The sequence below is a fragment of the Acinetobacter sp. 22512 genome (genome assembly GCF_052044755.1).
Classification (GTDB): Bacteria; Pseudomonadota; Gammaproteobacteria; order Pseudomonadales; family Moraxellaceae; genus Acinetobacter; species Acinetobacter pittii.
Genome location: NZ_JBQENP010000017.1, coordinates 38,160 through 58,258 on the forward strand (window position 1 = coordinate 38,160; position 20,099 = coordinate 58,258).

The following is a 20,099-nucleotide window of genomic DNA, read 5'->3' on the forward strand; positions in this document are numbered from 1 at the left end:
TGTGGATAACTCTTTCTTTATCCACAAAAAAGCCCCTGACAGTTCAGAGGCTTTTTTTTATATCAAAAAATTATTTCAACAATAAGCTATTAATGCGTTTCACGTAAGCTGCTGGGTCTTCAGGTAAACCACCTTCAGCAATCACAGCCTGATCGAAAATCACATTTGCCAAGTCATCAAATTGCTCTGAGCCTTCAAGTTTTTTCACTAAAGGATGCTCAGGGTTAATTTCTAAAATTGGCTTAATTTCAGGTACGGCTTGCCCCGCTTGTTTAAGCATACGAATAAGTTGTGGAGACAATTCACCTTCACTTGTTACTAAACACGCTGGAGAATCAACTAGTCGTGTAGTTACACGTACTTCTTTAGTTTTAGCCTTTAATGAGTCACTTAGTTTCTCAACAACAGGCTTAAACTGTTCAGCTGCTTGCTCAAGTGCTTTCTTCTCTTCAGCATCTTGCAAATCGCCTAAATCAACAGCCCCTTTCGACACATTCTTTAATGGTGTACCGTCAAACTCTTGAACAAAATTCATTGCCCATTCGTCAACACGCTCTGCCATTAATAACACTTCAATGCCTTTTTTCTTAAACAACTCAAGCTGCGGCGAGTTTTTCGCTGCTGCTAGACTGTCAGCAGTCACATAATAGATGGCTTTTTGGCCCTCTTTCATACGTGCCTTATAGTCAGCAAAAGAAGTCGTTACTTCATCATTTGTTGAAGTCGCATAACGTAATAATTTTAAAATACGTTCACGGTTACCAAAGTCTTCACCCAAGCCTTCTTTAAGTACTGAACCAAACTCACTATAGAAGGTCTTGAATTTTTCTTGGTCTTTTTCATCTTCCGATTTAGCCAAACTATCAAGTACAGTTAATACACGGCGTGCATTACCTTCACGAATCGTTTTGACATCACGGCTTTCTTGCAACAACTCACGGCTAACATTAAGCGGTAAATCAGCGCTGTCCACTACACCTTGCACAAAGCGCAAATAGTTTGGAATTAAATTATCCGCATCGTCCATAATAAAGACGCGTTTTACATATAGCTTAATTCCCGCTTTTGCTTCACGAGTAAAAATGTCATGTGGTGCTTTACTTGGAATATAAAGTAACTGGGTATATTCCGTACTACCTTCAACACGGTTGTGTGCCCAAGCGAGTGGTGCTTCAAAGTCATGAGTTAAGTTTTTATAGAACTCAATATATTGCTCTTCAGTCACTTCGCTTTTGTTACGTGTCCATAAAGCACTTGCCGAGTTAATCGCTTCCCACTCGTCAGTTTTGACCATTTGGCCGCCTTTAGGCTCTTCACCTTCAGCAACTTCTTCTTCCTGCCAAACTTCTTTTTGCATTTCAATTGGCAAGCTAATGTGGTCAGAATATTTATTAACGATTTGCTTAACTTTATAAGATTCTAAATAATCAAGCGCATCATCACGTAAGTGAAGAATAATGTCAGTACCACGTGAGGCTTTATCAATTTGCTGAACTTCAAACTCGCCTGTACCACCACTAATCCAGCGCACCCCTTCAGATGCCTCTAGACCCGCACGGCGTGATTCAACCGTAATCTTGTCGGCAACAATAAAACCTGAATAAAAACCCACACCAAATTGACCAATCAACTGAGCATCTGCTTTTTGATCGCCAGTTAATTTTGACATGAAATCTTTAGTACCTGACTTAGCAATTGTACCTAAGTTATCAATTGCTTCTTGCTGGCTTAAACCAATACCATTATCAGAAATCGTTAACGTTTTATCTTCTTTATTTAAACTGATTCGTACATGTAAGTCTGGATCATTTTCATAATATTCAGGATGATTAATTCCTTCAAAACGTAACTTATCACATGCATCTGATGCATTAGAGATAAGCTCACGTAAGAAAATCTCAGGGTTAGAATAGAGAGAATGCGTCACTAAATGTAAAAGCTGGGCAACTTCTGCTTGGAAACTATAATTTTGTGATGCTTGTTCACTCATAAATCACTCCTTAAATTTTGAAGCTGTTTGTTCTCGAATGCTTTATGAATGGAGTACTTCTAGAATTTTTCAATCCTGAATATCAAAAATTTTTACTCTAATTAAAATGGGCCGTGGCTTAACACCCTATCTTGCAATATCGTATCTAACTGCTTTTGACGTTGTTGGTAAGCTTTGCTAATACAACTGACATTGGCAGCACAAGCATTTCTTTTTTTCAGCCATTGTTGCTGAGTATCTTTCTGGTTATCTCGCCCACCCATAGGTAAAGCATGCAAAACGATTTGATACGTCGTTGCCATTTTTACATCTGCATCATTTAAAGAACGGTTTTTACAAATACTTTTTTCCGTTTTCGTTTTTGCAGTATCGCACGAAAAACTTGCAGCTTGTAAATTTTGAGTAAAAGCAATACCACTCAAAAGTGCTAAACAAATCGCTAATTTGTTATTCATGTTTTTATTCCCATGCTTGTAATGAATAGAAATTAGTTTAGAAAAAAACTTGCAGAAAATATGTATAAAACTGTCTGTTTTATGCTTTTTTTAGTGCAAATAAAATCCATAAAAAAACCTCACATAAAATATATGTGAGGTGCCTGAGTCTAGGTTTATTATTATATTTTTCTATTTATTATTATGCTTAAAATTTATAGCTATAACCCAAAGTATAAACAAAAGGATTAATATCTAGATCAAACTTGTAGTTAGCAATTGATGGATCAATTGTTACTTCCGGACTAATATCAGCATAACGTACATCTACAAATACACCCCAGTTTTTAGCATCAGCAGGTTGGAAATTAAAACCAACTTGACCTGCCAAACCAAAATCTTCTTTAACCTTTACCGCTGCACCTTCTTCATCCCAAGGAATAAATGCTGTAGCACCAATACCAATATACGGTGTGAAACGTGTAGAGTTTTTAAAATGATATTTTGCAGTAATTGTTGGTGGTAATTGTTTTATACGTGCTGCATTTTTACCATCTAGCAATACATCATGATTAATAGGTGTTGCTAATAATAATTCTGCCGAAAATGGAGACTGACCAAAAAAGTATTCTACCGATGGTGTAAATGCATATTCATGATCTGCTTTTACCACGCCTAAAGGTGTTGTTGTATCTTCAGATGGAGCAATAACACTACCACCAAATTTCACTTGCCAGTTACCAGCAAAAGTAAAAGAAGACATCCCCATTAATGCAATAACCAAAGCTTTTTTAAACACTTTAATATCTCCAACCTTATTTATATTTATAATAAACATTTATTTTAAAACCATGCAATACTCATTATAAAATTATTTTATAGTTTATTTTTAAACTACTGTTTTAAATAAAATTATATATTATCCAACTATTTTAATAGGTTTTTATCCCAACCTCATTAATCAAGATTATTTTATATTACCAACCATTTTAATATACTTTTAAATTCCGAGTATTTTAATATAATTTATTTTGAATACATGTTTTATTTAGACAATAAAAAAACCTTCTTAATTTAAATCTAAAGATCGTTATTAAGAAGGTTTACACTTTAATATTTTATGAAAACTTTATAAAACCATTGCAGCGATCCAGCCAAAAATTAATAGCGGAATATTAAAGTGAATAAAGGTAGGTACGACTGTATCCCAAATATGATCGTGTTGCCCATCTACACCTAAACCAGCTGTTGGCCCTAAGGTTGAGTCAGAGGCTGGCGATCCAGCATCACCTAATGCTGCTGCTGTACCAATAAGTGCAATCGTTGCTAATGGTGAGAAACCAAACTGCACACATAAAGGCACATAAATAACAGCTAATACAGGAACACTCGAGAAAGATGAACCAATACCAATTGTCACAAATAAGCCAATACAAAGCATTAAGAATGCTGCAAGCGCGCGGTTATCTCCAATAATCTCGACTACACCATTTACTAACTGATTAATATCACCAGTATGAGTCATTACTGAGGCGAAACCGGCAGCAGAAATCATGATGAAGCCCACTAAAGCCATCATTCGCATGCCTTGTACAAAGACATCATCTGCATCTTGCCATTTAAAAATTCCGGCAGTAGATAGAACAGCAAAACCGACTAAACCACCCAAAATCATCGAACCTGAATATAGCTGCGCAGCGAGCGTTAAGCCAATTGCGAGTAGTGCCATCAAGATCGTTTTCTTTGCAATAACTGGTGCTTGCTCTGCTTCATGCTTTAACTCTTCAGCATCTGCTTTTAAGTCGGCTGTTTCAACTTGAGTAGTTGCACGAATAGGTTTATCTAAATCAATCGTGGTCACAGGCGTAATCGCACGATCAGCATAAATTCTTGGTTTACGGTAGCTAATAAATACGGCAACCAAGGTGCCTAATACCATACCTAAAACAGGAATGGCCATGCCAATTGGCATCATTGCCCGATCAACATGTAAGCCGTACGCTGCCCCAATTTTGTTGATATTTCCCATCAGAATCTGTTCAAGGAAAATTGCACCAAATCCAACCGGAAGAAAAATATAAGTACCAACCAAACCTAGCGTAAGTACACAGGCTGCGGCGCGGCGGTCTAATTTTAAATGGTTCATTACCCTTAGTAGTGGCGGAACCAGTACAGGAATAAAGGCAATATGAACTGGAATAAGGTTTTGAGAGAAAATAGCAGAAATTAATAAAATACCTAAGAGGAGATATTTCACTTTAGTCTGACGGCTTTTCCCAGCTTCCATTCCCAATAAACCAATCAGCTTATGAGCAAGTAAATCAGGTAAACCAGATTTTGATAGAGCAAGAGCAAATGCCCCTAACACTGCATAGGCAAGTGCAACTTCAGCACCGTCACCAAGACCAGCGTTAAAAGCTTCAACGGTTTGAGAAAGGCTTAAACCTGCTACGAGGCCGCCCACAATGGCAGAAACCACTAAAGTCAGTACGACAGAAACGCGCGCCAGTGATAATAAGAACATCACTGCAATCGCAATAACGACAGCATTCATGAATAAGTTCAGAGCAAAACAAAAGGCGATATTCTAGCAGATTCATATCTATGAAGCCGAAAATATCGCCGAATTAACAGTTTTATGCAGTTATTTAGCTGTTACGCTTGAGCTTTAATAAACTCACGAATATGAGTTGCTATTTTCTCTGGCTCACTCAGAATGGCCCAGTGATTTGCGTTAAGCTCTACATATTCAAATTTTTCAACCCACTTTGGCATGGCCTCAGTGATGTATTCTGGGCTTACAAAAGTATCATATTTTAAAATAACAGCCTTAACTGGACACTGTGCATAACGTTGACGTGGGCCAGTTAAGCGAGGAATAAAATTGGCACGGTATAAATTAATGCCATATTTACCATCAGCATTAATATTATTATTTAAAGGTAAATTACTTTTCCTTTCCAACTGAGTAAGAACTTTACCCCATTTTTCAGGACTAAATAGAGACCATACGGTGGGTGCTAATAACGGAAGATGGAATGCCCCGATATACCAAGATTTGGTTAATATTTTTAAGATTTGAGCTGGTGAAGATTTAAATTTATCACGTAAAAATAAAGCGGCATGATCAAGACATGGTCCAGAAATGGTGGTGTATGATAATAAACGACCTTTGAACTTAGGCTCAGTGACCGACTCCCAAGACTGAATCGAACCCCAATCATGTGCAGCCATATGGAATTGACGATTTGGTAATAACTCATCAACAACTTCTTGGAGATCTAGAGATAAACGCTCTAAACGGTAATCACGTATACGTTTTGGTATAGATGACAAACCAGCTCCACGCACATCGTAAGTAACAATATAGAAGTCATTAATCAAATGCTCAATGATTGATTCCCATACTTCTTGATTGTCTGGATAGCCATGTACTAAGACCAAGGGAGTATTTTTTTCGTCACCCCATGTTTTAGCACAAAGCGTTTGTTGATCACTTGTTGTTACTGTATGAACTTTTGGCTGCATAATCATTTCCTATCTTGTTTTTCAATCGATCATGTCGTTAGTCGGATAGAGCATTGCCATCAATATAAAAAAGATGATACTTATCTAGTATGAATACTGTTGCAATAAAAAAAATTGACTATTATGGCTATTTTAAGAAGACTTCAGAACAATCCTACGATTTCAAAATTTCTATTTAATCACTATCCCCCTTATCGTGGCGCAGGGATTTATATTGAAATCATGAATTTAGAACTTTGCCATGTGCGCGTAAAAATGCCACTGACTTGGAAAAATCAAAATTTAGTCGGTACACATTTTGGTGGAAGTCTTTATTCAATGGTTGACCCATTTTATATGATGATTCTTATGCATCATCTCGGATCAAAATATATTGTTTGGGACAAAGCTGCCGAAATCAATTTTCTTTCTCCAGGACGCAGTACTGTACATGCAGATATTCGAGTTGATTTAGCTGAAATAGAACAAATTCGTGAACTTGCCGAGAACTATGAACCTGTTTTAAGAACTTATCATCTAAACATTTTTGATGAATCTGGGGTAAGAATTGCAGAGGTTCAGAAAACGCTTTATATCAGACGTAAAAAAGCGAAACCTTTTCCTCAATAAAAATAAGCGCTAAAAGCGCTTATTTTTATTTGTTAATTTTTTATCTTTTCTCTTCAATCGCAGCACCAGCACCACCACCGATCGCACCGCCAATTGCAGCACCAGAGTCACCACCAATCAGTGCTTTACCTACGACTGAACCGATACCAGCACCAATCGCACTCTTAGTCGTTGTCTGTTTACTGCCGCCTTGGGTATTAGAACCTACGCCTGCACCTACCGCTGCGCCTAAGCCTGCACCAATACCTCCACCTACATGGTTACCTAAACCACCACCAAGTGCTCCACCTGCTGCTGCTGCACCAATACGTTGATCAGATGGGCTCATATTTTGGCAGCCTGTGAACATAAGTGTAGACAACATTAAAGCAGAAACTAATCCAATTGTTTTTTTCATGACCGTTCTCACAATGATCTGTTCTAGAGAAAAGAATAATCCCCTTTTATGAGGAATTTGATCAGATTGTGTTATCCGTCTGTCCTAATCGATTGATATTTTGTAAAGCTCTGCCTTTTATATTTATTAAGCAAAATTTTAATTATAAAAAAGAAGTCTTTAATCACATAAAGACTTCTATAGTTTAACAATTATTAAGGATACTTTTAGTACTTCCCTTTCTTCTCTTCATAGGCTGCACCGGCACTACCACCCAATGCTCCACCTGTAGCAGCACCAGCGTCACCACCAATAATTGCTCCACCTAATACAGCGCCGACACCAGCACCAATTGCACTATTACGTACGGTTTTACTGCTAGACCCTTTTGCATTAGCCGCAACACCTGCACCGAGTGCCGCTCCTAGACCTGCACCTATATTACCGCCCACGTGTTTTCCTACTGCACCACCTGCACCACCACCAATAGCAGCTGAACCAATACGTTGACTTTCTGGGCTTGCATTCTGACAACCAACAAACAAAGTTGTAGACATCAGGCCAACACTAACAATCATCATCATTTTTTTCATTAGATTTACTCCAGTCTTCATAAGCAGGTAGCCTAGTGTGTTTTTGTGGAGTATTTATCCCGCTTAAGTAATAAAATAATGGCTCTTTAATATGTTTATGTAATTACAATTTAAAATTGTTATAAATAGATATAAATAAAAAAGGCACCCTAAGGTGCCTTTTTTATTGCCAGCCTAAACTTAGAATTGTTCAGAGTTTAATGCTTGGCTAAATGCTTGATCTACTTCGCTGAAGTCATTATGAAGCTCATGCTCTGCAGCTTCTGCTTCTTGACGACGACGCTCTAAGTGGTACGCAAGACCAGTACCTGCTGGAATCAAGCGACCTACTACAACGTTTTCTTTCAAGCCACGTAAATCATCTTCTTTACCTGTTACAGCCGCTTCAGTTAACACACGAGTTGTTTCCTGGAACGATGCAGCAGAGATGAACGAGTCAGTAGAAAGCGATGCTTTCGTAATACCCATCAATTGACGTTCAAACTTCGCAGGGAACTTGTTCTGAGCCAAGACAGCTTGGTTCTCTTGAACAACGCGGATGTAATCCACTTGCTCGCCTTTAATGAAGCTTGTATCACCGCCATCAGTGATATCAACTTTACGCAACATTTGACGTACGATAACTTCAATGTGCTTATCGTTGATTTTTACACCTTGGAGACGGTAAACGTCTTGAACTTCGTTCACGATGTAGTTAGTTAATGCAACTTCTCCTTTCAAACGCAAGATGTCATGTGGGTTTTGTGGACCATCAGAAATAGTCTCACCACGGTTCACATGCTCGCCTTCGAATACGTTGATTTGACGCCATTTTGGAATCAATTCTTCGTAAATCTCAGAACCATCATCAGGAGTAATTACCAAACGGTTTTTACCCTTAGTCTCTTTACCGAAGCTTACAACACCTGATACTTCAGCAAGAATTGCATGCTCTTTTGGCTTACGCGCTTCGAACAAGTCAGCTACACGCGGAAGACCACCGGTAATATCACGAGTACGTGATGTTTCTTGTGGTACACGACCAATAACGTCACCCACACCAATCGTTTCGCCGTCACGGACAGTTACGATTGTATTTTGTGGCAAGAAGTAGAACTGTTCGCCGCCATCTGTTGTATCCAACACGATTGCAGGACGTAAGTCTTTACCAGAAGCAGGACGAGCTGTTACAGGCAAGATTTCAACAGTAGTCATACCAGTTGCATCATCAGTTTTCGATGTTGCAGTTACGCCATCAGCGATTTGGCTGAAGCGCGCTTTACCAGCAACTTCTGTTACCAATGGATGTGTATGCGGATCCCAAGTCGCTACGATACCGCCAGCTTCTACAGCTTCACCATCTTTCAACAAGATGCTTGCACCGTAAGGAAGTTTATAACGCTCGCGTTCACGACCTAAATCATCGGCAATACCAATTTCACCTGAACGTGAAACTGAAACCAAGTGGCCTTTTGCATGTTGTACAGTTTTCACGTTATGGAAACGTACAGTACCTTTATTACGTACTTGAACACTGTTCGCAGCAGAAGTTCGGCTCGCAGCACCACCAACGTGGAACGTACGCATTGTTAACTGTGTACCCGGCTCACCGATTGACTGTGCAGCCATTACACCGACTGATTCACCTGGGTTCACCAAGTGACCACGTGCAAGGTCACGACCATAACAACGAGCACATACACCGAATGTTGATTCACATGCGATTACTGAACGTACTTTAACTTCATCGACACCAGCTTCTTCAAGCTGAGCTGCGATTTTCTCGTCAATTAACGTACCACGAGGTAATACAACTTCATCATCAGATGCACGACGTACGTCTTCAGCAGTTACACGACCTAATACGCGGTCACGTAATGGCTCGATGACATCACCACCCTGAATGAATGGAGTCATTACTAAACCACCCGCTGTACCACAGTCAGGTTCAGTAATTACCAAGTCTTGCGCTACGTCTACAAGACGACGAGTCAAGTAACCAGAGTTCGCAGTTTTCAATGCTGTATCGGCCAAACCTTTACGCGCACCGTGTGTTGAAATAAAGTACTGAAGTACTGTTAAACCTTCACGGAAGTTCGCTTTAATCGGAGTCTCAATAATTGAGCCATCCGGTTTTGCCATCAAACCACGCATACCAGCAAGCTGACGAATCTGTGCCGCACTACCACGGGCACCAGAGTCAGACATCATATAGATGCTGTTGAATGATTTTTGTTTCTCATCTTCACCTTGTTTGTTTTTAACAAGTGTATAAGACAAGTTATCCATCATTGCTTTAGCAACTTGGTCGTTTGTACGCGCCCAGATATCGACAACTTTGTTATAACGCTCACCAGCAGTTACGAAACCTTGTTCGAACTGTTGTTCGATTTCACGAACTTCTGTTTCTGCTTTATCAATAATTGTGTGCTTAGTAGGTGGAATGAGCATGTCTTCCATACCTACAGATACACCTGAACGAGTCGCTTGACGGAAGCCCAAGTACATTAATTGGTCAGCAAAGATAACTGTATCTTTCAAACCAAGTTTACGGTAGCAAGAGTTGATCAATTTAGAGATGTTCTTTTTAGTCATCTCAAGGTTGATCATGTCAAAGCTCAAGCCTTGTGGAACAATTTCCCAAAGCAAACAACGACCAGGTGTTGTATCAACAATAATAGTTTGGTGTTCACGTTCACCATTTTCATTGATAACAGTTTGGTGTACACGTACTTTAACACGCGCATGGATCGCAACCTGACCAGTAGCAAGTGCACGGTTTACTTCATGAGTATCCGCGAACACCATGCCTTCACCTTTGGCATTTACAGCATCACGTGTGATGTAGTAAAGACCCAAGACAACGTCCTGAGAAGGAACAATGATTGGCTCACCGTTTGCTGGTGACAAGATGTTGTTTGTTGACATCATCAATGCACGAGCTTCTAACTGTGCTTCAAGTGTCAATGGAACGTGTACCGCCATTTGGTCACCATCGAAGTCGGCGTTAAACGCAGCACAAACGAGTGGGTGAAGACGGATTGCCTTACCTTCAATAAGAATAGGTTCAAATGCTTGAAGACCTAAACGGTGAAGTGTTGGCGCACGGTTCAACATTACTGGGTGTTGACGAATTACAGAAGCAAGAACGTCCCAAACTTCCGGAGTCTCACGCTCAACCATTTTCTTCGCAGCTTTAATGGTAGTTGCCTGACCTGAAGCTTGTAGTTTCGCGAAAATGAATGGCTTGAATAATTCAAGTGCCATTTTCTTCGGAAGACCACATTGGTGAAGACGTAAAGTAGGACCTACAGTAATTACCGAACGACCAGAATAGTCAACACGCTTACCTAATAAGTTCTGACGGAAACGACCTTGTTTACCTTTGATCATATCTGCCAAAGATTTTAATGGACGCTTGTTAGAACCAGTAATTGCACGACCACGACGACCGTTATCAAGCAATGCATCTACAGACTCTTGTAACATACGTTTTTCGTTACGTACGATGATATCTGGAGCAGCAAGGTCAAGAAGACGCTTCAAACGGTTGTTACGGTTAATGACACGACGGTATAAATCGTTCAAGTCAGAAGTCGCGAAACGACCACCTTCAAGTGGAACTAATGGACGTAAATCAGGTGGAAGTACCGGAAGTACATTCATCACCATCCATTCTGGCTTGTTGTTTGAATCTTTGAATGCTTCCATCAATTTCAAGCGCTTAGACGCTTTTTTCAACTTCGTTTCAGAAGTTGTTTGAGGAATTTCTTCACGTAAACGTGCGATTTCAGCTTCAAGATCGATATCTTTCAACAAGTCCTGAACCGCTTCTGCACCCATTTTCGCAGTGAATTCATCACCGTGTTCTTCAAGTGCATTGAAGTATTCTTCGTCTGTTAAAAGTTGATACTTTTCAAACGGAGTCATACCTGGGTCAGTTACAACGTATGATTCGAAATACAATACACGTTCGATATCACGAAGTGTCATATCTAATAATAAACCGATACGGCTCGGTAACGATTTTAAGAACCAGATATGTGCAACTGGAGAAGCAAGTTCAATGTGACCCATACGTTCACGACGAACTTTCGCTGTAGTTACTTCAACGCCACATTTTTCACAAATGACGCCTTTGTATTTCATACGCTTGTATTTACCACACAAGCATTCGTAATCTTTTACTGGACCAAAAATTTTGGCACAGAACAAACCGTCACGTTCAGGTTTAAAAGTACGGTAGTTAATTGTCTCAGGTTTTTTAACTTCACCATGAGACCATGACTTAATCATTTCTGGTGACGCAAGACCAATACGGATACGGTCAAACTCAATTGGTGCATGACCATCTGAGTCCGTTTTCTTACGCATGATATCGAGCAAGTCTTTCAATTTTTTTCTCCGTGTGTCGGGAAGCAACGCTTACCCGACTGGGTCACAAATATTGTTTTTACCTAAAAAATCGTGAGTCTTACGACTTAATCACCATTTTTCAGTTCAATGTTGATACCTAAAGAACGGATCTCTTTGGTCAATACGTTGAACGATTCAGGCATACCCGGATCCATATAATGGTTACCATCTACAATATTCTTATAGATGCGTGTACGACCTTCAACGTCATCCGACTTAACAGTTAACATCTCTTGGAGAGTATATGCTGCGCCGTAAGCTTCGAGTGCCCAGACCTCCATCTCACCGAAACGCTGACCACCGAATTGTGCTTTACCACCAAGCGGTTGCTGTGTAACAAGAGAGTAAGAACCAGTTGAACGCGCATGCATCTTGTCATCAACCAAGTGGTTCAATTTGAGCATGTACATGTAACCTACAGTTACAGGACGATCAAACTGTTCACCAGTACGGCCATCAAACAATACTGTTTGACCTGTACGAGAGATACCAGCTAACTCAAGCAAGTCTTTAATTTGGCTTTCTTCAGCACCATCGAATACAGGAGTAGCTAAAGGTACACCTGCACGTAAGTTGCCTGAAAGTGCCAAGACTTCAGCATCAGTTAAGCTATCAAGATCTTCTTGCTCACCACCGACTTTGTTATAAATCTTGTCTAAGAATTCACGCAGTTCTAAAACTGTACGCTGTTCTTTCAACATTTTCTCGATTTTATCACCAAGCCCTTTAGCCGCCATACCTAAGTGAGTCTCAAGAATCTGACCCACGTTCATACGAGATGGTACGCCCAACGGGTTCAATACGATATCTACTGGTACACCGTTAGCATCGTGTGGCATGTCTTCAACAGGTAAGATGTTAGATACAACACCCTTGTTACCGTGACGACCAGCCATCTTATCACCAGGCTGAATACGACGTTTAACAGCTAAGTAAACTTTAACAACTTTCAATACGCCAGTTGTTAATTCATCACCTGTTGCAAGCTTACGTTTCTTCTCAGCGAATTTCTCGTCAATTTCTGCGCTCTTTTCTTTTAAGAACACTTGAATTTGAGTTAAACGCTCAGCGATTGCTTCATCTGCCGGTTGAATTTCAAGTAAATCAACAAGCTCTAAACCAGATAACACTTCTTCAACGAGTTTGTCACCACGTTTAGTTGAACCACCGCCATTAGACTCTTGGCCTTTAAGCAAACGAATTACACGCTCACGAGCTGCTTCTTCAAAGATCTTGTATTCTTCTTTCAAGTCTTTACGGTAAGCATCAAGTTGTGCTTTTTCGATCGCCAATGCACGGTCATCTTTCTCTAAGCCATCACGAGTGAAGACTTGAACATCGATAACTGTACCTTTTGTACCAGATGGAACACGTAAAGATGAATCTTTAACGTCAGCTGCTTTCTCACCAAAGATTGCACGAAGCAATTTTTCTTCAGGAGTTAACTGAGTTTCACCTTTAGGCGTTACTTTACCAACAAGAATGTCACCTGCTGTAACTTCAGCACCGATATAAACGATACCTGATTCATCAAGTTTAGAAAGTGCAGCTTCACCAACGTTAGGAATATCGGCAGTAATTTCTTCTGCACCTAACTTAGTATCACGCGCTACACAAGATAATTCTTGAATATGAATAGAAGTTAAACGGTCTTCTTGAAGTACGCGCTCAGATAATAAGATCGAGTCTTCATAGTTGTAACCATTCCAAGTCATGAACGCAACGCGCATGTTTTGACCAAGCGCAAGCTCACCCATATCTGTAGACGGACCGTCTGCCAAGATATCACCGCGAGCAACTTTGTCGCCCAAATTCACGATAATATTTTGGTTGATACAAGTGTTTTGGTTAGAACGCGTATATTTAATGAGGTTGTAGATATCTACACCCGCCTCACCAGCAATCATTTCATCTTCGTTTACACGAATAACGATACGAGAAGCATCTACGTATTCAATTGCACCACCACGGTTTGCGATCACACACACACCTGAGTCACGTGCAACGTTCGCTTCCATACCTGTACCTACAAGCGGTTTATCCGCACGTAGAGTAGGAACTGCCTGACGTTGCATGTTTGAACCCATAAGCGCACGGTTCGCGTCATCGTGTTCAAGGAATGGAATAAGTGATGCAGCAACAGATACAACTTGCTGAGCAGAAACGTCCATATGCGTCACTTTTTCAGGTGGCATACGTACGAATTCACCTTGATGACGAACAGAAACAAACTCTTCTGTTAGGTTGCCATCTTTATCTACTGCAGAATCGGCCTGTGCAATAACAGTACCTACTTCTTCAATCGCAGAAAGGTATTCAACTGCATCAGTTACTCGACCATCTACTACTTTACGGTAAGGTGTTTCCAAGAAACCGAAGTCATTTGCTTTTGCATATACAGAAAGCGAGTTGATCAAACCAATGTTTGGACCTTCCGGCGTTTCAATTGGACATACACGACCATAGTGAGTTTGATGTACGTCACGTACTTCAAAGCCCGCACGTTCACGTGTTAAACCACCAGGCCCAAGCGCTGATACACGACGCTTATGCGTAATCTCAGATAATGGGTTGTTTTGGTCCATGAACTGAGATAATTGGCTTGAACCAAAGAATTCTTTGATTGCAGCTGCAACTGGTTTAGCGTTAATTAGATCTTGTGGAGACAAGTTATCTGTTTCTGCTTGGCTTAAACGTTCTTTAACTGCACGTTCAACACGTACCAAACCAACACGGAATTGGTTTTCAGTCATTTCACCAACAGAACGTACACGACGGTTACCCAAGTGATCGATATCGTCGACTTCACCTTTACCGTTACGGATTTCAACTAATGTACGTAATACATCAATGATATCTTCGTGCGATAAAATACCTTCTACTTCACGTGACTTCTGGTCAGTACCAACTTCGTATGGACGACCCAAACGACGGTTGAACTTCATACGACCTACTGGAGATAAGTCATAACGCTCAGAAGAGAAGAATAAGTTATTGAATAAGTTTTCAGCAGCTTCTTTTGTTGGCGGCTCGCCTGGACGCATTACTTTATAAATTTCAACTAATGCTTCTTCACGGCCAGCTGTTGTATCTGCACGTAATGTGTCAGCAACAAACGAACCACGGTCAATATCGTTCGTAAACAAGATATTGAACTGTTTAACACCACCTTCTGCCAACTTCACCATAACTTCATGGCTTAACAAAGTATTCGCAGCAATTACTTCACCATCACGCAAAGTAATATTTTCAGCAGTGATACGCTCATATAAGTATTCATCAGGAACTGAAAGTTTTGTTAAACCAGCAGCTTCCATTTGACGTACATGACGAGCATTAATACGTTTACCTTGCTCAACAATAACTTTACCGTCATTGTCAGCAATATCAAATTGAGCCATTTCCCCACGTAAACGTTCAGGTACTAGGTCAATCTGGTAACTGCCCATGTCAAGATACACAGGCACTTTTTCATAGAACAAATTCAAGATTTGTTCGTTGTTATAACCTAGTGCACGTAACACAACAGTAGCAAGTAATTTACGACGACGGTCAATACGTACGTAAACTAAGTCTTTTGCATCAAATTCGAAGTCTAACCATGAACCACGGTAAGGAATGATACGTGCTGAATACAACACTTTACCACTTGAGTGGGTTTTACCTTTATCGTGATCAAAGAAAACGCCTGGTGAACGATGTAATTGAGATACGATTACACGCTCAGTACCATTAATGACGAATGTACCGTTTTCAGTCATGAGTGGAATTTCACCCATATAGACTTCTTGTTCTCGTACGTCTTTAATTGATTTAGTTTCGCGATCTTTAATAATCAAACGAATTTTAACGCGCATTGGTGCCGCATAAGTCGAACCACGAAGAATACATTCGCGTACATCGAACTCAGGTTTACCAAGGCTATACTCAACAAATTCTAAAGCAGCATTGCCAGAATAACTTTCGATAGGAAAAACTGAACGAAATGCGGCTTGGAGACCGATATCTTCGCGGTTTTTTGGAGTTTTGCCATCTTGCAAGAATGTTCTGTACGAATCGACCTGAATCGATAGTAAGTACGGTGCATCCATTACTTGGGGCAATTTACCAAAATTCTTACGGATCCGTTTCTTTTCGGTATATGAGTATGCCATCTGGAGTCCTCGGAAAGTAAACCAAGCCCGCCTGCAGAACGGGCTCAGAAGGAATTACGCAGGCCGATATGGCCACCACTGTTTACAAATGCTGCAATTTTTAGTGGTATAAAAACGCTTAACAATATTTTTAAAAAAGAAAAATATTGGTAAACATTTGAAATTACTTGTTTTATTTGAATTTTTCTAAAAAACAAACAAAACTAACAAAAATCGAGCCGATTATTGTAACGCAAAAAGGCTGATGACCCAAGAGCCATCAGCCATTTTATGGAGCCGATTTAAAAACCGACTCCTTTTACAATTACTTAAGTGTAACTGTAGCACCAGCTTCTTCAAGTTTCTTCTTAAGTTCTTCGCCTTCTTCTTTAGAAACGCCTTCTTTAAGAACTTGAGGAGCACCTTCAACTAGGTCTTTAGCTTCTTTAAGACCAAGGCCAGTTGCTTCACGAACTGCTTTAATTACAGCTACTTTGTTAGCACCGAAAGAAGTCAACTCAACGTTGAATTCAGATTGTTCTTCAGCAGCAGCAGCAGCGCCACCAGCTGGAGCAGCAACAGCAACAGCTGCAGCTGAAACGTTGAATTTCTCTTCGAAAGCAGAAATTAATTCAACAAGTTCAAGAACAGTTTTTTCAGCAACTGCGTTTAAGATTTCTTCGTTAGTTAAAGCCATGAGAATAACTCCAAATGGATATTGAATGGTGTGTAAAATTGATTAAGCAGCTTCTGACTCGTTTTTCTCTTTGAGCGCTGTAATAAGGCGACCCAATTTCGAAATAGGAGCTTGAAGGACAGAGGCAAGCATAGTAAGAGCTTTCTCTTGGTTCGGAAGGTTTGCAATTACGCTAACGTCAGCACCTTGATAAACTTTGCCGTCAAATGCAGCAGCTTTTAACTCAAATGCTTTGTTAGTTTTAGCAAAATCTTCGAACAAACGTGCAGCTGCACCCATGTCATCTTCAGAAGTTGAAAAACCTAGAATTGTTGGACCAACAAGGTTGTCGTTCAAGATATTGAATTGAGTATCTTGAAGTGCGCGTTTAGCCAAAGTGTTACGTACAATACGTGTAGAAACACCTAACTTACGAGCTTCAACACGAAGTGTTGTTAATTGCTCTACGCTTAAGCCTTGGTAGTCAGCAACAACGGCTGCAAACGCCTTAGAAGCAACTTCACTTACTTCCGCAACGATCTGTTTTTTGTCTTCAATAAGAAGAGCCATTGTAAAACCTCCTAAGGTGATTTATGTACCCAATGGGCACACTCCCAATTCGTAAGCCTTTCGACTTACACGCGGAGGAGGAACAAATCACACCACCGCGTCTACGCAGGCTGGTTTATTAAGAAAAGTGCTATTCGAAAACGGCATCTTTTCGCCTGAGGTCTTTGACGCTGATAAATTCTCATTTATCAATTCAAAGTCCGCCTGACGGGTAAGGGATAAAGCTTTGCTCCACCCAACCAAATAGAAAACATTTCTATTTAAGTTCTGTCCCCAATCAGGACTTTAAAATTCTTTACTAAGTCTAAACTTAGTTAGAAACGTTGTTTACATCAACTGTAAGACCAGGACCCATAGTTGAGCTCAAAGTGATCTTTTTGATGTATACACCTTTAGAAGTTGCAGGTTTTAACTTTTTCAAGTCAGCAACTAAGGTTTCAACGTTTTGACGGATAGCAGCAGCATCAAAGCCTAATTGACCGATCGCAGCATGGATAATACCCGCTTTGTCTACACGGTAACGAGCCTGACCAGATTTAGCGTTTTTAACAGCATTCGCTACGTCAGGAGTTACAGTACCAACTTTAGGGTTTGGCATTAAACCACGTGGACCAAGAATTGTACCGAGCTTACCAACAACACGCATAGCGTCAGGAGCAGCGATTACAACATCAAAGTCAAGGTTTCCACCTTGGATGCTTTCAGCAAGGTCATCAAAACCTACAACATCAGCACCAGCTTCTTTAGCAGCTTCTGCTTGCGCGCCTTGAGCAAATACAGCTACACGTACAGTTTTACCAGTACCTGCAGGTAATGTAGTTGCGCCACGAACAACCTGATCAGATTTACGTGGGTCTACACCAAGATTTACAGCTACATCCAAAGATTCTTTGAACTTTGCAGCAGGTAGGCTGTTAAGAACTTGTACTGCTTCTTCCAAAGTGTAAACTTTGTTTGCTTCAACAGCAGCAGCAATGGCTTTTTGACGTTTAGTTAACTTTGCCATGTCTTATAGCTCCACTTCCAAGCCCATAGAACGTGCAGAACCAGCGATGGTACGAACACGTGCGTCTAAATCAGCACCAGTTAAATCCGGTTCTTTAGTAGTCGCAATTTCTTCTAACTGAGCACGAGTCAACTTACCAACTTTAGTTTTGTTTGGTACAGATGAACCCTTTTGAATACCAGCAGCTTTCTTAAGAAGAATAGAAGCTGGAGGAGTTTTCATGATGAATGTGAACGACTTGTCGTTGTACACAGTAATCACTACAGGAATTGGAAGACCTGGTTCAACTTTTTGTGTAGCAGCATTGAATTCTTTACAGAATGCCATGATGTTTACACCACGTTGACCTAATGCAGGACCAATTGGTGGAGATGGATTTGCTTTACCAGCTGGAACTTGCAGCTTGATATAGCCGTCAATCTTCTTAGCCATTTTAAAATACCTCTGGGTACAAACGCCGCTAGGCTCCCCAATCTTTACGCAACACTACTGTTACAACAACAATGCCCGATAAAATCGGGCGCTTTTCAACCAATTGAGATTAAATCGTTTTTTCGACTTGGCGAAACTCGAGTTCAACCTGAGTTGGTCGATTAAATACATTAATCGTCAACGTTAAACGTGACTTATCGTATTGAACTTCTTCCACCACACCTTTAAAGTCTGTGAATGGACCATCAATAACAAGTAATTCTTCACCTGGCTCAAACATCGTTTTAGGACGTGGCGCTTCACCAGTATTACGTACACGCGCAAGAATCGCATCTGCTTCACGTTGAGTAATTGGTGCTGGTTTTTCAGGTGTACCACCGATAAAACCTAGAACCTTTGGACATTCTTTAACGATATGCCAAGTATCATCATTCATTTCCATTTCGACTAACACATAGCCAGGAAAGAATTTACGCTCAGATTTACGTTTCTTACCATCCTTCATTTCTACCACTTCTTCGGTAGGAACAAGGACATCACCAAAGCTATCGGCAACAGCGCTACGCTGGATTCGTTCTGTAAGTGAACGCATCACTTGTTTTTCATAGCCAGAGTAGGCATGAATAATGTACCAACGTTTCATAGCTCTTTTACCCGATAATCAACTTAATTAACCAACCCAAACCATAGTCAAAGCACCATAAAACCAATGATGCAACAACTACAACCAATAGAACCTGCCACGATGTAGTGACTGTTTCCTGTTTTGTTGGCCAAGTTACTCGACGCAATTCGACTCGTGCATCTTTTAGCAAGCGAACGAAGCCTTTACCTTGATGGGTGGCGTATAATAAACCTAAAGCCACAACGATACAAGCAAAAATTGCCCCAACGCGCACCCAAACATTATTTGCAGGTGCCCAATACGCTGGCAAATGCTGATTCACCATGGTAGCTAAAAGCAACAATGCTATTGCTATCACCCATAGAACAATATCTAAAGGTGAACCAGAACGAACAACTTCAGCAGAATTATTTCTTTGAGGAATTGGCGCGTCGCTCAATGCGTCACGCGATTTATCATTCGACATTTTTGTACTCGTCGTAGAACTCGCGACTTATTATATGAACAACTAAGCCAGCATCAAGCTTTTTATTTCAAAATATGGCAGGTCAGGAGGGACTCGAACCCCCAACATTCGGTTTTGGAGACCGACGCTCTACCAATTGAACTACTGACCTATAATGCAAGTTGAGAGCCAAAGCCCTCAACCTGAGACGTAATCCGTCACTATAATATGCTTATGCAGTTACTTTCGCAACAACACCAGCACCTACAGTACGACCACCTTCACGG

16 protein-coding genes and 1 tRNA gene are annotated in these 20,099 nt (G+C 40.4%); 1 reads left to right on the top strand and 16 read right to left on the bottom strand.

The genetic code is table 11. The features are described from left to right. Window positions 1-70: 70 nt before the first annotated feature. The 5 genes from htpG to ACTJJG_RS15485 all read right to left on the bottom strand — a co-directional run bounded on the left by htpG (window position 71) and on the right by ACTJJG_RS15485 (window position 5,958). Window positions 71-1,990 (bottom strand): molecular chaperone HtpG, encoded by a 1,920-nt coding sequence (gene htpG / locus ACTJJG_RS15465; RefSeq protein WP_005065808.1) that lies wholly within the window; start codon window positions 1,988-1,990, stop codon window positions 71-73. Window positions 1,991-2,091: 101 nt separating this feature from the next. After that, on the bottom strand, window positions 2,092-2,445 hold the full coding sequence (locus ACTJJG_RS15470; protein WP_005065806.1) for a lysozyme inhibitor LprI family protein: 354 nt from the start codon (window positions 2,443-2,445) through the stop codon (window positions 2,092-2,094). Between the two features lie 187 nt (window positions 2,446-2,632). Further along, complete coding sequence (locus ACTJJG_RS15475) at window positions 2,633-3,223, bottom strand: OmpW/AlkL family protein (RefSeq protein ID WP_005065804.1); 591 nt, start codon at window positions 3,221-3,223, stop codon at window positions 2,633-2,635. A gap of 330 nt (window positions 3,224-3,553) precedes the next feature. Then, window positions 3,554-4,978, bottom strand: a complete 1,425-nt coding sequence (locus ACTJJG_RS15480) for a Na+/H+ antiporter family protein (protein ID WP_002114813.1) — start codon at window positions 4,976-4,978, stop codon at window positions 3,554-3,556. Between the two features lie 101 nt (window positions 4,979-5,079). Then, window positions 5,080-5,958, bottom strand: a complete 879-nt coding sequence (locus ACTJJG_RS15485) for an alpha/beta fold hydrolase (RefSeq protein ID WP_080591616.1) — start codon at window positions 5,956-5,958, stop codon at window positions 5,080-5,082. A gap of 117 nt (window positions 5,959-6,075) precedes the next feature. On the opposite strand from ACTJJG_RS15485, the gene ACTJJG_RS15490 reads away from it, so the two are divergent. Then, the gene (locus tag ACTJJG_RS15490; protein WP_005079397.1) at window positions 6,076-6,561 is read left to right on the top strand and encodes a DUF4442 domain-containing protein; all 486 of its coding nucleotides are present in this window, start codon (window positions 6,076-6,078) and stop codon (window positions 6,559-6,561) included. 40 nt (window positions 6,562-6,601) lie between these two features. Here ACTJJG_RS15490 and ACTJJG_RS15495 read toward each other — a convergent pair whose 3' ends face one another. The 11 genes from ACTJJG_RS15495 to ACTJJG_RS15545 form a co-directional block, all read right to left on the bottom strand. Continuing rightward, the gene (locus ACTJJG_RS15495; protein WP_002115127.1) at window positions 6,602-6,958 is read right to left on the bottom strand and encodes a hypothetical protein; all 357 of its coding nucleotides are present in this window, start codon (window positions 6,956-6,958) and stop codon (window positions 6,602-6,604) included. 206 nt (window positions 6,959-7,164) lie between these two features. Further along, window positions 7,165-7,530 (bottom strand): hypothetical protein, encoded by a 366-nt coding sequence (locus ACTJJG_RS15500; protein WP_005065793.1) that lies wholly within the window; start codon window positions 7,528-7,530, stop codon window positions 7,165-7,167. 180 nt (window positions 7,531-7,710) lie between these two features. Next, the gene (rpoC, locus tag ACTJJG_RS15505) at window positions 7,711-11,904 is read right to left on the bottom strand and encodes a DNA-directed RNA polymerase subunit beta' (protein ID WP_002114988.1); all 4,194 of its coding nucleotides are present in this window, start codon (window positions 11,902-11,904) and stop codon (window positions 7,711-7,713) included. Between the two features lie 86 nt (window positions 11,905-11,990). After that, window positions 11,991-16,079, bottom strand: coding sequence for a DNA-directed RNA polymerase subunit beta (gene rpoB / locus ACTJJG_RS15510; protein ID WP_002114857.1), 4,089 nt, complete (start codon window positions 16,077-16,079; stop codon window positions 11,991-11,993). Window positions 16,080-16,383: 304 nt separating this feature from the next. Beyond that, window positions 16,384-16,755: a 50S ribosomal protein L7/L12 gene (gene rplL, locus ACTJJG_RS15515; protein ID WP_001229360.1), complete on the bottom strand. Its 372-nt coding sequence runs from the start codon at window positions 16,753-16,755 to the stop codon at window positions 16,384-16,386. Window positions 16,756-16,797: 42 nt separating this feature from the next. After that, window positions 16,798-17,304 (bottom strand): 50S ribosomal protein L10, encoded by a 507-nt coding sequence (rplJ, locus tag ACTJJG_RS15520; RefSeq protein ID WP_002115099.1) that lies wholly within the window; start codon window positions 17,302-17,304, stop codon window positions 16,798-16,800. Window positions 17,305-17,614: 310 nt separating this feature from the next. Continuing rightward, a complete protein-coding gene (gene rplA / locus ACTJJG_RS15525) occupies window positions 17,615-18,310 on the bottom strand; it encodes a 50S ribosomal protein L1 (protein ID WP_005065788.1) in 696 nt (231 codons plus the stop codon). A gap of 3 nt (window positions 18,311-18,313) precedes the next feature. Continuing rightward, on the bottom strand, window positions 18,314-18,742 hold the full coding sequence (rplK, locus tag ACTJJG_RS15530; protein ID WP_001074682.1) for a 50S ribosomal protein L11: 429 nt from the start codon (window positions 18,740-18,742) through the stop codon (window positions 18,314-18,316). A 109-nt stretch (window positions 18,743-18,851) separates the two neighbouring features. Then, window positions 18,852-19,385, bottom strand: coding sequence for a transcription termination/antitermination protein NusG (gene nusG / locus ACTJJG_RS15535; protein WP_002115092.1), 534 nt, complete (start codon window positions 19,383-19,385; stop codon window positions 18,852-18,854). A gap of 7 nt (window positions 19,386-19,392) precedes the next feature. Further along, on the bottom strand, window positions 19,393-19,833 hold the full coding sequence (gene secE / locus ACTJJG_RS15540; protein WP_002114837.1) for a preprotein translocase subunit SecE: 441 nt from the start codon (window positions 19,831-19,833) through the stop codon (window positions 19,393-19,395). Window positions 19,834-19,908: 75 nt separating this feature from the next. Continuing rightward, window positions 19,909-19,984: transfer RNA gene (locus tag ACTJJG_RS15545), tRNA-Trp, on the bottom strand. Window positions 19,985-20,099: the final 115 nt, after the last annotated feature.

What these genes read in the sequence shown, in the direction of transcription:
- rplA (WP_005065788.1), bottom strand. Translation starts at nt 18,310, where the DNA reads ATGGCAAAGTTAACTAAACGTCAAAAAGCCATTGCTGCTGCTGTTGAA.
- ACTJJG_RS15470 (WP_005065806.1), bottom strand. Translation starts at nt 2,445, where the DNA reads ATGAATAACAAATTAGCGATTTGTTTAGCACTTTTGAGTGGTATTGCT.
- rplJ (WP_002115099.1), bottom strand. Translation starts at nt 17,304, where the DNA reads ATGGCTCTTCTTATTGAAGACAAAAAACAGATCGTTGCGGAAGTAAGT.
- rpoB (WP_002114857.1), bottom strand. Translation starts at nt 16,079, where the DNA reads ATGGCATACTCATATACCGAAAAGAAACGGATCCGTAAGAATTTTGGT.
- secE (WP_002114837.1), bottom strand. Translation starts at nt 19,833, where the DNA reads ATGTCGAATGATAAATCGCGTGACGCATTGAGCGACGCGCCAATTCCT.
- ACTJJG_RS15485 (WP_080591616.1), bottom strand. Translation starts at nt 5,958, where the DNA reads ATGATTATGCAGCCAAAAGTTCATACAGTAACAACAAGTGATCAACAA.
- ACTJJG_RS15500 (WP_005065793.1), bottom strand. Translation starts at nt 7,530, where the DNA reads ATGAAAAAAATGATGATGATTGTTAGTGTTGGCCTGATGTCTACAACT.
- rplK (WP_001074682.1), bottom strand. Translation starts at nt 18,742, where the DNA reads ATGGCTAAGAAGATTGACGGCTATATCAAGCTGCAAGTTCCAGCTGGT.
- htpG (WP_005065808.1), bottom strand. Translation starts at nt 1,990, where the DNA reads ATGAGTGAACAAGCATCACAAAATTATAGTTTCCAAGCAGAAGTTGCC.
- nusG (WP_002115092.1), bottom strand. Translation starts at nt 19,385, where the DNA reads ATGAAACGTTGGTACATTATTCATGCCTACTCTGGCTATGAAAAACAA.
- rplL (WP_001229360.1), bottom strand. Translation starts at nt 16,755, where the DNA reads ATGGCTTTAACTAACGAAGAAATCTTAAACGCAGTTGCTGAAAAAACT.
- ACTJJG_RS15490 (WP_005079397.1), top strand. Translation starts at nt 6,076, where the DNA reads ATGGCTATTTTAAGAAGACTTCAGAACAATCCTACGATTTCAAAATTT.
- ACTJJG_RS15480 (WP_002114813.1), bottom strand. Translation starts at nt 4,978, where the DNA reads ATGAATGCTGTCGTTATTGCGATTGCAGTGATGTTCTTATTATCACTG.
- ACTJJG_RS15495 (WP_002115127.1), bottom strand. Translation starts at nt 6,958, where the DNA reads ATGAAAAAAACAATTGGATTAGTTTCTGCTTTAATGTTGTCTACACTT.